Source organism: Campylobacter concisus, from assembly GCF_003048675.2.
Classification (GTDB): Bacteria; Campylobacterota; Campylobacteria; order Campylobacterales; family Campylobacteraceae; genus Campylobacter_A; species Campylobacter_A concisus_F.
In genome coordinates this window covers 752392-765173 of record NZ_CP060707.1, presented here as the reverse complement: position 1 = coordinate 765173, position 12782 = coordinate 752392, and the positions used below count along the sequence as shown (strand labels likewise).

The following is a 12782-nucleotide window of genomic DNA, read 5'->3' as shown; positions in this document are numbered from 1 at the left end:
CCTAAAAGAATGCAAAAATGATACAAGAATAAATTTAAAAAGGAGTAAATAATTTTATAAATTTAGTGAGATTAAAAATTTAAATTCGAGCTAGAAAAGCTCTAGCTCGAAAATGGCTGCTACATCATGCCGCCCATGCCACCCATTCCGCCCATGTCAGGCATTGCAGGCATTGCTTTTTCTTCTTTTATCTCGCTGATAGTTGCTTCAGTAGTTAGTAACAAGCTAGCCACGCTAACAGCGTTTTGTAGAGCAACTCTCTCAACCTTAACTGGGTCGATGATGCCAGCTTCAAACATATTTACATATTCGCCGGTTGCAGCGTTAAAGCCAAAATTTGCATCTTTACTTGTCTCAACTGCGTTTGCTACTACGCCTGCGTCAAAGCCAGCGTTCTCAGCGATTTGGCGAAGTGGAGCACGAAGCGCTCTTCTAACGATCTCAGCGCCGATTGCCTCGTCACCTTGTAAATTTAAATTTACACTCTTTGAAGCTAGGATAAGAGCTGAACCGCCACCTACTACGATGCCCTCTTCTACGGCTGCACGAGTAGCGCTTAGAGCGTCATCTACGCGGTCTTTTTTCTCTTTCATCTCTGTCTCAGTCGCAGCACCTACTTTGATAACTGCCACGCCGCCACTTAGTTTTGCAAGGCGCTCTTGAAGTTTTTCTTTGTCATAGTCGCTTGTTGTCTCAGCGATTTGAGCTTTGATCTGAGTGATTCTAGCGTCTATTGCTGACTTCTCGCCTGCGCCATTTACGATAGTTGTGTTGTCTTTGTCGATAACTACGCTTGAAGCTTGTCCAAGATCGTTTATACTAGCACTCTCAAGTGTTCTGCCTAGCTCTTCGCTGATAACTTCGCCACCTGTTAAGATAGCGATATCTTCAAGCATCGCTTTTCTTCTGTCGCCAAAGCCAGGAGCTTTTACAGCTGAGATGTTTAGCACGCCACGAAGTTTATTTACAACAAGCGTTGCAAGTGCCTCACCCTCGATATCTTCAGCGATGATTAGAAGTGGTTTGCCACTCTTTTGTACTTGCTCAAGCACTGGCAATAAGTCTTTTAAATTTGTGATCTTCTTGTCAAATAGCAATATGAAAGGATTGCTTAGCTCAACTTGCATCTTTTCAGGGTTTGTGATGAAGTATGGGCTTAGGTATCCGCGGTCAAACTGCATACCCTCAACAACACTTAGCTCGTCTTGGATAGACTTTGCCTCTTCTACTGTTATAACGCCATCTTTGCCGACTTTTTCCATCGCATCAGCGATAAGTTTGCCGATGCTCTCATCTGAGTTTGCTGAGATAGTAGCGATCTGCGCGATCTCTTTTGAGCCAGAAACTTTTTTAGAGATGTTTTTTAGTGCATCTATAAGAGCTGCTACTTCTTTATCCATGCCGCGTTTTACTTCGATAGGATTTGCGCCTGCAGTTACGTTTCTAAGACCCTCTTTAAATATCGCGTGAGCTAGCACAGTTGCTGTTGTAGTGCCGTCGCCTGCTTGGTCGTTTGTCTTGCTTGCTACTTCTCTAACTAGGCTTGCACCCATGTTTTCGATAGTATCTTTTAGCTCAACCTCTTTAGCCACGCTAACGCCGTCTTTTGTGATGTTTGGAGCACCAAAGCTCTTTTGGATAAGGACATTTCTGCCTCTTGGTCCCATTGTCACTTTTACAGCGTCATTTAGTTTTTTTACGCCCTCGTATAGGCGGTTTCTTGCGTCATCAGAGTAAAAAATTTCTTTTGCCATTGTTTTTCCTTTTTAAATTATTTAATCACACCTAAAACGTCGTCGATGTTTAAAACAAGATATGTTTTATCATCTAAATTTACCTCAGTGCCAGCGTATTTAGCAAATACTACTTTTTCACCAACTTTTACGCCCTCAGCTTCAGCGCCAACTGCTTTTACCTCGCCGCTTAAAGGTTTTTCTTTTGCGTTATCAGGTATAATTATGCCCGAAGCTGTCGTCTTTGTCTCTTCTACGCGTTCGACTAGGACACGCTTGCCTAATGGTTGAAAGTTCATTGTTCATCCTTTTAGTTTAATTGTCTTTTTTAGCACTCTTTATTTTTGAGTGATGAAATCCTAGCATTTTTTTCTGAAAAAGTCAATAATTTATAGCAAATTTAAATAAAACCTTTAGTCCATTTGACTAAAGTTTCGTGATATATAAAACTAATATAAAGGAATTTTATGAAAAAAGTAGCTTACATAGTTGGCGCGCTTGTGCTCATAGTGGCTTGCATCTTTGGCCTTTTATTTAGCCCATTTGGGAGTAAATTTATCGCTGGCAAGATCGAAAAAGAGGCACTCGGTCGTGGCGTTGAACTCAAATTTAAAGATTTTAGCCTAGGATTTAGCACGCTAAATTTAGAAGCGACCGTGATGAACGCCATAAATTTAAAGGCAAATGGCGATCTCTCGTTGCTTGCTCAAAGTATGAATTTAAACATAGATATAGACGCTGACAAGGCAAAGGCTAGCGAGCTTGGGTTAAAAAAAGATGTAGCTCTTAAAGCAAAAGTGGCTGGTAAATTTAGCGACTTTAAGCTAGTGGCAACTGGTACGGCGCTTGGCTCAAACATAAATTTAAACGCAAATTTAAAAGACTACCTGCCAAAAGCTCTAAATCTTGACGCTAAAAACATCGAGCTTTCTGAGATCTCAGCGCTTGCACAAAAGCCAAATTTAGCTAGCGGCAAGCTTGATCTAACGAGCAATATGCAAGGGGTTGATGAGAAAAATGAGCCCATCATAAACGCTCAAATTTTAGCAAGCGATGCAGCGATAAACAAAGAAATTCTTAAAAACGAATTTGGACTAAATTTGGCAAAAGATATAAGCTTTAAAGGCGGCGTAAATGCTAAATTTGCAAATGAAAAAGTGAGTGCAAAAACCATTATCATCGCACCAGAAGCCACTTTAAAGGCAAATGAGACGACCTATGATCTAGCTAGCAAAAATTTAAAGAGCGACTTTTCGCTAAATGTGCCTGATCTTGCCCTTTTTGGCAAGCTCTTGGGCGAGCAGCTAAGTGGCGCAGTGGATGCAAACGGCGAAATTACGATGCAAGAAAATGCTCTTAAAAACCTAAAAGCTGAGATAAACGGCCTTGGCGGCAAGATAAATGCAAATTTTGATAGCAAAAACTTAGCCCTAAATGCAACTAGCATCAAACTAAAAGAGCTTCTAGCGCTTGCCTTGCAGCCTAGCTACGCAGACGGGCAGATAAATTTAAACGCAAATTTTAGCGGCTTTGACGAGCTAAAAAAGCTTGCAGGTGAGGCTAAATTTGAGATAAAAAACGGCCTTATAAATAATGGTCTTGCAAAACTTAAAAACGCGGCTAAATTTGAGCTAAAAGGCGGTGCCACCGCAAAAAATGAACTTGTAAATTTTGACGCAAATGTGCTTAGCGACCTTGGCGAGCTAAAGGATATAAAGGGCGTTTATGACCTAAAAAACAGCCAAATTTTTAGCAAATTTGCCCTGCTTATTAGCGACCCTGAGAAATTTAAAGCGGTTAGCGGCTTTGAGGTGGGCTCAAAAATGGCGCTTGCGGGCGATGTGAAGGTTAAAGCAAGCAAGATAGATGAGCTAAATTTAGGCGGCGATGCCTTTGCTGGCAAGCTAAACGCCACCATAAAAAATGAAAATCTTGATCTTAGCCTAAAAGAGGCGCAGCTTGGAGAGATACTAGCACTTAGCGGCAACGACAGACTGGCAAACGCCAAGGCAAATGTCCAAGCAAAGGGGCAAAATATCTTTAGTAAAAGCCCAAGTATCGCTGCAACGATCGCTTTAAATGAGGGTAAATTTAACGCCGTAGCGCTTAGCAAAATGCTTGATAAAAAATTCCCTGAAAATGAGAAATTTAGCTCAAATTTGAGCCTAGACTATAAAGGCGACGTAGCAAAATTTAGTGGCGACTTTCTTAGCTCGCTAGCTGATATAAAGGGCATAGATGGCAGCTTTGACACGGGCAAAAGCACGCTAAACCTAAAGCTTCAAGCGGTGGTTTCAGAGCTAAATAAGCTTGCATTTTTAGCTGGCCGCGAGCTTCACGGTAAATTTGCAGCCCTCGTAACGGCAAATGGCAAAGTGGATGATCTAAGCGTAAAAGCCACTTCAGATGATCTATTTAAGGGTAAACTAGAGGCAAACTACAAAGGTGGTACGCTTGATGCGGTGCTAAAAAACTTCGAAGTCAAGGGGCTAACGCAGACTTTGGGTTTAGAGCATCTTTATGATGGCAACGGCGATGCTAAATTTGACTACGAAACGAAGCAAAAGCTCGGCAAATTTGACATCTTGCTAAAAGAGGGTCACCTAGCCAGCACAAATCTCACAAACAACATAAAAACCTTCACTGGCAAGGACATCACAAAAGAGATCTACAAAGACGGTAAAATTTACGGCGATATAAAGGGCGACAACGTCATCTTTAACGTAAATTTAAGCTCGCCAAAGAGCGATATAAAGGTTACAGGCGGCACTTACAATACTGCGACAAAAATGCTTAATGCACCACTTGTTTGTAGGCTCGAAAAGACTGACCTAAACGTGCAAATTTCAGGCACGACAGACAAGCTAAAATACGATGTCAGATCGCAATATCTTGAAAATAAGGTCAAAAAAGAGATAGGTAGATTTTTAGATAAAAAGCTGGGCAAAGATGATGAGAGCACAAACGGCGAAAAGCAAAATTTAAAGGGGCTTTTAAAAGGGCTATTTTAGATGAAAAAGGCGGAAAATTTAAAGTATCTAATGGGGCTTGGGCACTTTTGTAGCGACATAAACCAAAGTGCGCTTGGCGCGATGCTGCCATTTTTCATCGCGAGCTACCACTACGACTACTCAACAGCCGCCTCGCTCGTGACCGCCACAAATTTAGCAAGCTCGCTCATCCAGCCACTTATCGGCCGCTTAAGCGACAAAAAAGAGCTACCATGCGTCATCCCGCTTGGGCTACTGCTTGCAGGCGGAGGCATGAGTCTCACTGGCTTTGTGACAAATTACTACATCATCCTAATTTGCGTGATGATAAGCGGTATCGGCGCCGCGCTCTTTCACCCAAGCGCCGCAAGGATCGTAAACTACGCCTCAAACGCCAAAAATAGAGCCAAAAGCATAAGCATATTTTCATTTGGTGGCAACGTAGGCTTTGCAGTTGGGCCCATTTTAGTTGCCATTTTTGTGGGAAATTTTGGCCTAAAAGGGACGCTGGTCTTTATAATCCCTCAAATTTTTCTAACGCTTTTATACCTTAAAAAGGGCAAATTTATAAAAGCGCTAGAAGGCAATCACAAAAAGCAAATTTCACAAAAAAAAAGCGCCCTAAAAGACGATCTGGGCGCATTTTTGAGGCTTTGTGTCTGTATATTTTCACGCTCTATCGTCGCTTTTGGCTTTGCGGCATTTTTCAGCATCTATCTCATCAAAATTTTTGGTCTTAGCAAAGAGGCTGCAAATGTAAATTTAAGTATGTTTTTTGCTGCAGGTGCGATCTCTACGCTATTTGGCGGAGCGCTAGCAGATAGATACGGCTTAGTTAGGCTCATCAAAATAAGCCTAAGCATCGCCGCGCCGCTAGTCGTGCTAATGCTCTTTATCGACAGCTACGCGCTATTTCTCGCAGCCTCCATGTGCGTGAGTGCCTGCATCAGCCTGTCTTTTAGCCCCTCAATCGCCCTTGCACAGCTTTATCTACCAAATCAAATCGGCCTAGCCTCCGGCGTAACGCTTGGACTTAGTATCACAATCGGCGGTATATTTGCAACGGTCATTGGCAAGATCGCTGACATCTTTAGCCTAACGCACTCGTTTTACTTTATCGCCGCAGTATCGCTTATCTGCGCGGTGTCTAGCTACTTTTTAAAGCCAGTCACGAGATAAATAAATACCAATTTAAAATAAATTAACCTGATTTAAAATATTTAAACATTTTTTAAAATAATTACAATAAAATAACTATTTTAATTTAAGGAGTAAATTTGGAACCGCTACAACAAGAAAAACAATATATGTTAAAAAATGCCAGAGAGTTGGGACTTATATCTTGTATTGTGATGATATTTAAGTATCTAGTGTTCATTTCAGGACTTCGCAAAATCCTTGATGATAATTTCAGCCTTATCTTCAAAGTATGCTGTGACTCTATCAGTTGGCTACTTTTGTTTTTTGCAATTTCATTGATATGCTCTGTTTATAATTCCTCAAAACTAAGAACATATTTTAAAATTTTTACTATTTTAATTTTGATATATGTGATTTTATCTTTTTTGACTTTTAAAATTGTTATGTATCTAGGAGAAAGAAAAATTGATTATGATGATTTTATCTTTACGATATTGAATTATTTTTATAGCAACGAAGAGATCATGTATAATCATGACCTGTTTAAACAGATACTCATTTATCGTAGTTATTTATTGAGAGTATTATTTACAATAGCATCACTATTTTTATTTATATCTATCGCAAAATTAATAAAAATAACAAAAGAAAAAATGTTTTGGGCTTATGTATTATTTGGTGCATTTCATATAGCAATCTACTTTATTAAAATTGACCACAAAATTTATGATTATATTGATATTGGGGTTTTCTTTCTTGCTTTAATCGCATGGTGGCGACTAAAGACACAAGCAAATAGTGACAAAATCCAAGCAACTAGCGAAGGTGAGATTTAAAATGTGGCTACTATCAAATCTTCAAGCCAATTAGCCGCAACAGCTTGTTTATTTGGCCTTGTTGCAACTTTTATTTACTATATATTTTTTGAATATTTGTTAGTACATCAAGAAAGAATGTCTCTTCGACCAATAATATTTATAAAGCCTCTTGCTTACGCGGTAGTATTAGCGGTTATTTACTCAGCCATTAAGCAGATAGCACATACATTAAATGAGATAAGACTGCGTATAAATTTCTTATTTTTCTCTATCCTTTTTGTGATATTTACAATAGCAAAAGCAACAACTGACTACATCTATATATATGCTTACGATTATACTTTTTTAATATCTTTGGTATACGCGATGCCTTAATTGTATCTTTAACTTCTAGTGCCAATACAATCTTCTACATTGGAATATTTGCTCATTTGTTAGCTACGGTATTTTTATTTTTATTTACAACAAGATTAGTAAGTGCAACTAAAAGTAGGCTATTTTGGATAAATTTTATATTGTTTGCGATAAGTTCCGGTCATACTTTTAGTACTATTATTTCCAGGCAAACCAGACTTTATAGGCTTTTTAACCAAAAACATAGACCTTTTTAATATAGCAGAGTTTTTCTTTCTATTAATTGCTTGGTATAGCGTAGAAAAAGACACAAGAGAGCAGGGATCGATAATAAAAGGGTATTTGGCGATAAATTTGTAGTTTAAACAGCTAAAGACAAGATGATTTTCTCTTTAGTTTCTCTCTATAATGAGACAAGGCGAAATTTTGCGATACAAAGGAGCATGCATATAATATGTGACTGCAGTAGAGTGAAATTTCAACGACGTATAGCAGAAAAAGACAAATCGCCAAAGACAAGAACTTTTTTGTTTTTTGCTTCGCTTTGCTCGCAACGAGATTTCACTACGAGGAGACAAGGCGGATGAGCAAAAACGAGGGAGCGTATAAAAAATACTAAATGCACGAAAAATTAAAATTTAATTTTATTTGGTGGCAGTATTTTGTGATCGATTTAAATGTTGCGCAGTTAAAATTTGCGCAGACCAGAGACACGTAGAAATTTAAATTTTAGCTACCAAAGCATCGAGGCAAAGTATCTTGTGATGATTTTAAATGTTACGAAGAAATTTTCGACCGAAGATAGAACACATAGTTCATCAAGGGAGAAAATTTCTAGTTCATTTAAAAGCGCGCAAGAGACGAGCCTTTTTAAAGTTTTCTCATCTTTGCTATCTCATCTCTCAGCGCCGCCGCCTTCTCAAACTCCAGCTGCGCCGCCGCTTCAAGCATCTGCTTTCTTAGCTCTTTTACGATCGCAGCTCGCTCGCTAGCTGGCATCTTCTCTAAATTTTTACCACGCTTGTAAATTTCACCATCATCTTCGACATGCAAGCTCTCTTCGATATTTCTGCTTGCAGAGTGTGGCGTGATGCCGTGAGCTTTGTTGTATTCATCTTGAAATTTACGCCTAGCTGTCGTTGTATCGATCGCCTCTTTCATCGAGTGCGTGATCTTTTTGGCAAACATTAGCACCTTGCCATTTACATTTCTAGCTGCGCGACCCATCGTCTGTATAAGGCTCGTTGTCGAGCGCAAAAAGCCCTCTTTATCGGCGTCCATGATCGCTATCAGGCTCACTTCAGGCAGATCAAGCCCCTCACGGAGCAAATTTATGCCTATTAGCATGTCAAATTCGCCACTTCTAAGCCCCCTAATGATCTCATTTCGCTCGATCGCGTCGATGTCTGAGTGCATATACTTGACCTTTATGCCAAGCTCGATGTAGTAGCGGCTTAGCTCCTCGGCCATCTTCTTAGTTAGCACCGTAACTAGCACGCGCTCACCTCTAGCGATCACCGCCTTTGCCTCGTCAAATAGCGCCTCGACCTGGTTATCACTATCTTTTATCTCGATGAGAGGATCAAGCAGCCCAGTAGGTCGCAAAATCTGCTCATAGACGTGTCCCTGGCTGATACCAAGCTCGTATTCGTTTGGCGTGGCTGAGACAAAGAGAAATTTCGCCTTTTTGCTTATGAATTCATCAAATTTAAGCGGCCTGTTATCAAGCGCTGATGGCAAGCGAAATCCATACTCCACAAGCACCTCTTTACGGCTCCTGTCACCCGCGTACATGCCCCTAAACTGCGGCAAACTCACGTGACTCTCATCGACGATGACTAGATAGTCTTTGCCACTTATCTCAAAGTAGTCAAACATCGAGTACGGCGTCTCTCCAGGCTTTTGTCCGGTTAGGTGGCGCGCGTAGTTTTCGATACCTTTACACATGCCAGTGCTTGCCATCATCTCAAGGTCAAACTCCACCCTTTGCTTTAACCTCTGCGCCTCGACTAGCTTGCCCTGCTCGTTAAACTCTTTCAAACGAAAATCAAGCTCCTCTTCGATCTCTTTCATTGCGATCTTTAGCCTATCAGCGCCCACGATAAACTGGCTGGTGGCATAAAGCGTAAATTTAGAGATATCCTTTAGCCTTTTGTTATCAAGCACGTCAAAATGATACATCGCATCGATCTCATCGCCAAAAAACTCGATCCTTAGGGCTTCGTCGTTGTAGTAAGCTGGGTAAATATCCACCACATCGCCATTTACACGAAAATCCCCTCTGTCAAAATAGTTGTCATTACGCTTATAGCCCATATCAACAAGCTGCTCTAAAAGCTTTCTTTGGCTTATCTTCTCGCCCACGCTAAGATATGCCACCATCCCCTTATACTCGCTTGGATTACCAAGGCCGTAGTTTGCAGAGACTGAGGCGACACAGATGACATCGTCAAAGCTTAGCAAGCTAGCCGTCGCAGAGAGGCGCAGACGCTCAAGCTCCTCATTTACTGAGCTATCCTTTTCTATATATAGGTCGCTTCTTGGGATGTAGGCCTCTGGCTGGTAGTAGTCGTAGTAGCTTATGAAGTACTCGACGTGATTTTTTGGAAAAAAGCCCTTAAACTCGCTGTAAAGCTGAGCAGCAAGGGATTTATTATGCGTCATTATAAGCGTTGGCATATTTAGCTCACGTATGACGTTTGCCATGGTAAAGGTCTTGCCAGACCCTGTCACGCCTAGAAGTGTTTGGTATTTGTTGCCTGATTTTATACTTTTTACTATCTCTTTTATCGCTCTTGCTTGGTCACTGCTTGGGCTAAATTTAGATGAAATTTCAAATTTACTCATTAACTACCTTTAAATTTGGGCGAATTTTATAGCAAAGATAGTGCTTTGTCAAATGAGAATTTTAAAAAGAATTTAGCCTCTGCGTGTTAGAATACGGCATTAATTATTATTTTAAAGGAACCTTTATGTTTGAAGATAATGCGATCTTAACCACACTAAGCGATAAAGTAAATGACCTCATCACTAAATACGATGAAGTTTGCAGAGTAAATGAAGAGCTACGTAACGAGATCGTAACATTAAAAGCACAAAATGAGGCAAAAACCAACCAAATCATGCGCCTAGAAGAGGATCTAGATAAGAAAAATAGCGAAGCTGATGATGTAATGAAAAAGATCGAAGCCGTCCTTGGTAGATAAGCTAGGCATTTTTGGCATAAAAAATGAAACAGATCACGCTCACCGTATCATCTCGCGACTATACGATTACGCTTGATGATGATTTTGCTGAAATTTTCGAGCGCGACTGGCAGAAATTTATGGGGGGAAAGAAATTTATCGAGCCTCGTGAGCTTATAAACGCCTTTGTCGAAAAGAGCTACGAGAGCTACACAAATTTGCGCGTCGTAAAGGACGTCACAAAAGAGATAGAAGAGATACTAAAACCGGAAAATAAATGAAAAAAAGAGCTTTTACCCTAATAGAAATTATATTTGTCATCGTCATACTTGGCGTCTTGAGCGCTATTGCTATACCAAAGCTTTTCTTCACTAGAAGCGACGCCATAGTCGCGAACGCAAAAACGCAAATCGCTGCCATAAAAAGTGGCATCTCACTAAAATACAACGATAGCGTTCTAAAAGGCACTCCAGTATATCCAGAGACGCTTGATGATGGAAATAAACTTTTCAACAAAGTAATAAGCGTAAATATCGCTGATAGCGGCACAAAAAACGGCTGGCATAAAACTGGAGCAACCACTTATACCTTCAAGCTAGACGGACAAACAGCAAATTTCACTTACAACAAAACCACTGGCGAATTTGACTGCGAGAGCAGCGACGGACTTTGCAGCGCCCTTGAGTGATGAGATACTACGAGGTCGTATTTAGCGGAGTAAATTTAGCTGCGCTCACGTATAAAAGCGAGCTAGATATTGCGCCATTTCGCGCCGTCAGCGCAAAACTTAGAGGCAAAAGTCTAACTGGCTTTATCCTGCGCGAAGTTGATGAGTCAAGCTTTAAAACAAGCCTAATTGATGAAATTTTACCCCTCAAACTAAACGACATCCAAGCAACTTTGGCTAAATTTATCGCCTACTACTACACCTGCGAGCTTGGCGTTGCTATAAATTTATTTGAGCCACAAAGCCTTATAGATGATGAAATTTATAGTGGCGCAACCGACTTTAAAACGCCAAATCTAAGCCCAAAGCAGCAAGAAGCGCTAAATTTTATAAACACACGAAAAAGCTCGCTCATCTTTGGCGACACTGGAAGTGGCAAAAGCGAAATTTATATAGCAAAGATCAGAGAAATTTTAAACGCAGGTGGCCAAGCGCTATTTTTGATGCCTGAAATTTCACTAACACCGCAGATGCAAAAGCGCTTAGAGAGCTTCTTTGGCGAGGCTGTGGCTGTGTGGCACTCAAAGATCACGCCAAAGAAAAAAGAGCAAATTTTAAAGGATATTAAAAGTGGCAAGGCAAGGCTCATAGCAGGTGCGAGATCTGCCCTATTTTTGCCACTTGAGCGGCCAAAACTCATCATCATCGACGAAGAGCACGACGATAGCTACAAAAACACAGGCTCAAAGCCCCACTACAACGCAAGAGACCTAGCGCTCTTTCTAACTAGCAAATTTGACCTGCAAGTGGTACTTGGAAGCGCCACGCCAAGCCTCACTAGCTTTTATAAACAAGAGCATTTTCGCCTAAAGGGGACATACTTTGCGTCACAAAAGAGCTATATATTTGACGAGAGCGAGACTGGCATAAGTGAAATTTTAAAAGAGCAGATCGCAAAAACGCTTGAAAATAAAAAACAAGCCGTCATCTGCCTGCCAACAAGGGCAAATTTCAAATATCTAGTCTGCAAAAACTGCGGCGAGACGGTGAAGTGTCCATTTTGTAGCATCGGCATGAGCTACTATAAAAAACAAAACGTGCTAAAGTGCCAATACTGCGAGCACAAAATGGCCGTGCCAAAGACTTGTCATCAGTGCGGCAGTGAGATGATAGAGGCTAAAAAGATCGGTACAAGCGAGCTTTTAGAGCGACTGCAAGCCGAGTTTGCAAACGCTAGGATCGCTAAATTTGACAGGGACGAGATCACGACGCAAAACAAGCTTGTAAAGGCATTGAAAGAATTTAACGACGGCAAGATAGACATCCTGCTTGGCACGCAGATGCTAAGCAAGGGACATGATTATCACAACGTCGAGTTAGCCGTCATCATGGGCTTTGACGAGCTTTTAAATTTTCCTGATTTTAGAGCTAGAGAGCGCACACTTGCCCTTGCTATGCAAGTAGCTGGAAGAGCCGGCAGAAACGGAGCTGGCAGGGTCATCATTCAAAGCAAGCAAAGGGAGTTTTTCGAAAGCTTCATTAGCGACTACGACGCGTTTTTAAAGGATGAGATCGGCTACCGAGAGGGACTGTATCCGCCATTTACTAGGCTTCTTCGCGTAGTCGTTTCGCATAAAGATGAGAGCACCGCAAAGGGTGCAATGAACGAATTTGTGCAAAGGCTAGAGCCACTAAAAAGTGACGAGCTAGAGATCGTTGGATACGGCAAGTGCCAGGCTGAGTATCTTGTGGGTAAATTTAGATATGAAATTTTACTTCGTTCAAACTCGCACACCATGCTTTTAAAAGCGGCAAACCTCTGCAAAAGCGAACTTAGCGATATCGATATAGACCCAGTAAATTTTAGTTAGAGATTAGCTAATGTTGATTATAAT

11 protein-coding genes are annotated in these 12782 nt (G+C 40.9%); 8 read left to right on the top strand and 3 right to left on the bottom strand.

The window, feature by feature from the left end; genetic code table 11:
- Positions 1–119 precede the first annotated feature (119 nt).
- Together groL and groES are read right to left on the bottom strand one after the other, a co-directional pair.
- The gene (gene groL / locus CVT00_RS03855; protein ID WP_021085219.1) at positions 120–1754 is read right to left on the bottom strand and encodes a chaperonin GroEL; all 1635 of its coding nucleotides are present in this window, start codon (positions 1752–1754) and stop codon (positions 120–122) included.
- Between the two features lie 17 nt (positions 1755–1771).
- Positions 1772–2032, bottom strand: coding sequence for a co-chaperone GroES (gene groES / locus CVT00_RS03850; protein ID WP_002940431.1), 261 nt, complete (start codon positions 2030–2032; stop codon positions 1772–1774).
- Between the two features lie 168 nt (positions 2033–2200).
- On the opposite strand from groES, the gene CVT00_RS03845 reads away from it, so the two are divergent.
- The 4 genes from CVT00_RS03845 to CVT00_RS03830 all read left to right on the top strand — a co-directional run bounded on the left by CVT00_RS03845 (position 2201) and on the right by CVT00_RS03830 (position 7056).
- A complete protein-coding gene (locus tag CVT00_RS03845; protein WP_107915481.1) occupies positions 2201–4744 on the top strand; it encodes a tryptophanyl-tRNA synthetase in 2544 nt (847 codons plus the stop codon).
- Positions 4745–5902, top strand: a complete 1158-nt coding sequence (locus tag CVT00_RS03840; RefSeq protein WP_107915480.1) for an MFS transporter — start codon at positions 4745–4747, stop codon at positions 5900–5902.
- Between the two features lie 98 nt (positions 5903–6000).
- A complete protein-coding gene (locus tag CVT00_RS03835; protein ID WP_103652360.1) occupies positions 6001–6699 on the top strand; it encodes a hypothetical protein in 699 nt (232 codons plus the stop codon).
- 3 nt (positions 6700–6702) lie between these two features.
- The gene (locus CVT00_RS03830; protein ID WP_103558182.1) at positions 6703–7056 is read left to right on the top strand and encodes a hypothetical protein; all 354 of its coding nucleotides are present in this window, start codon (positions 6703–6705) and stop codon (positions 7054–7056) included.
- An 849-nt stretch (positions 7057–7905) separates the two neighbouring features.
- Here CVT00_RS03830 and uvrB read toward each other — a convergent pair.
- Entirely contained in the window at positions 7906–9882 is a 1977-nt protein-coding gene (gene uvrB, locus CVT00_RS03825) for an excinuclease ABC subunit UvrB (RefSeq protein WP_107915478.1), read from the bottom strand.
- A gap of 125 nt (positions 9883–10007) precedes the next feature.
- Between uvrB and CVT00_RS03820 the strand changes: the two genes are divergently transcribed.
- From CVT00_RS03820 to CVT00_RS03805, 4 genes are read left to right on the top strand one after another with little or no spacing between them, the layout of a single operon-like run.
- On the top strand, positions 10008–10241 hold the full coding sequence (locus CVT00_RS03820) for a hypothetical protein (RefSeq protein ID WP_002940382.1): 234 nt from the start codon (positions 10008–10010) through the stop codon (positions 10239–10241).
- 23 nt (positions 10242–10264) lie between these two features.
- Positions 10265–10501, top strand: a complete 237-nt coding sequence (locus tag CVT00_RS03815; protein WP_012001557.1) for a hypothetical protein — start codon at positions 10265–10267, stop codon at positions 10499–10501.
- Entirely contained in the window at positions 10498–10908 is a 411-nt protein-coding gene (locus CVT00_RS03810; RefSeq protein ID WP_103558180.1) for a type II secretion system protein, read from the top strand. Before CVT00_RS03815 ends, CVT00_RS03810 begins: the two co-directional genes overlap by 4 nt.
- Complete coding sequence (locus tag CVT00_RS03805; protein ID WP_107915476.1) at positions 10908–12758, top strand: primosomal protein N'; 1851 nt, start codon at positions 10908–10910, stop codon at positions 12756–12758. The genes CVT00_RS03810 and CVT00_RS03805 overlap by 1 nt, the downstream gene beginning before the upstream one ends.
- Positions 12759–12782 lie beyond the last annotated feature (24 nt).

Coding starts and splice junctions, on each gene's coding strand:
- CVT00_RS03810 (WP_103558180.1), top strand. CDS start 10,498: ATGAAAAAAAGAGCTTTTACCCTAATAGAAATTATATTTGTCATCGTC.
- CVT00_RS03815 (WP_012001557.1), top strand. CDS start 10,265: ATGAAACAGATCACGCTCACCGTATCATCTCGCGACTATACGATTACG.
- CVT00_RS03805 (WP_107915476.1), top strand. CDS start 10,908: ATGAGATACTACGAGGTCGTATTTAGCGGAGTAAATTTAGCTGCGCTC.
- CVT00_RS03845 (WP_107915481.1), top strand. CDS start 2,201: ATGAAAAAAGTAGCTTACATAGTTGGCGCGCTTGTGCTCATAGTGGCT.
- groL (WP_021085219.1), bottom strand. CDS start 1,754: ATGGCAAAAGAAATTTTTTACTCTGATGACGCAAGAAACCGCCTATAC.
- CVT00_RS03820 (WP_002940382.1), top strand. CDS start 10,008: ATGTTTGAAGATAATGCGATCTTAACCACACTAAGCGATAAAGTAAAT.
- groES (WP_002940431.1), bottom strand. CDS start 2,032: ATGAACTTTCAACCATTAGGCAAGCGTGTCCTAGTCGAACGCGTAGAA.
- CVT00_RS03840 (WP_107915480.1), top strand. CDS start 4,745: ATGAAAAAGGCGGAAAATTTAAAGTATCTAATGGGGCTTGGGCACTTT.
- uvrB (WP_107915478.1), bottom strand. CDS start 9,882: ATGAGTAAATTTGAAATTTCATCTAAATTTAGCCCAAGCAGTGACCAA.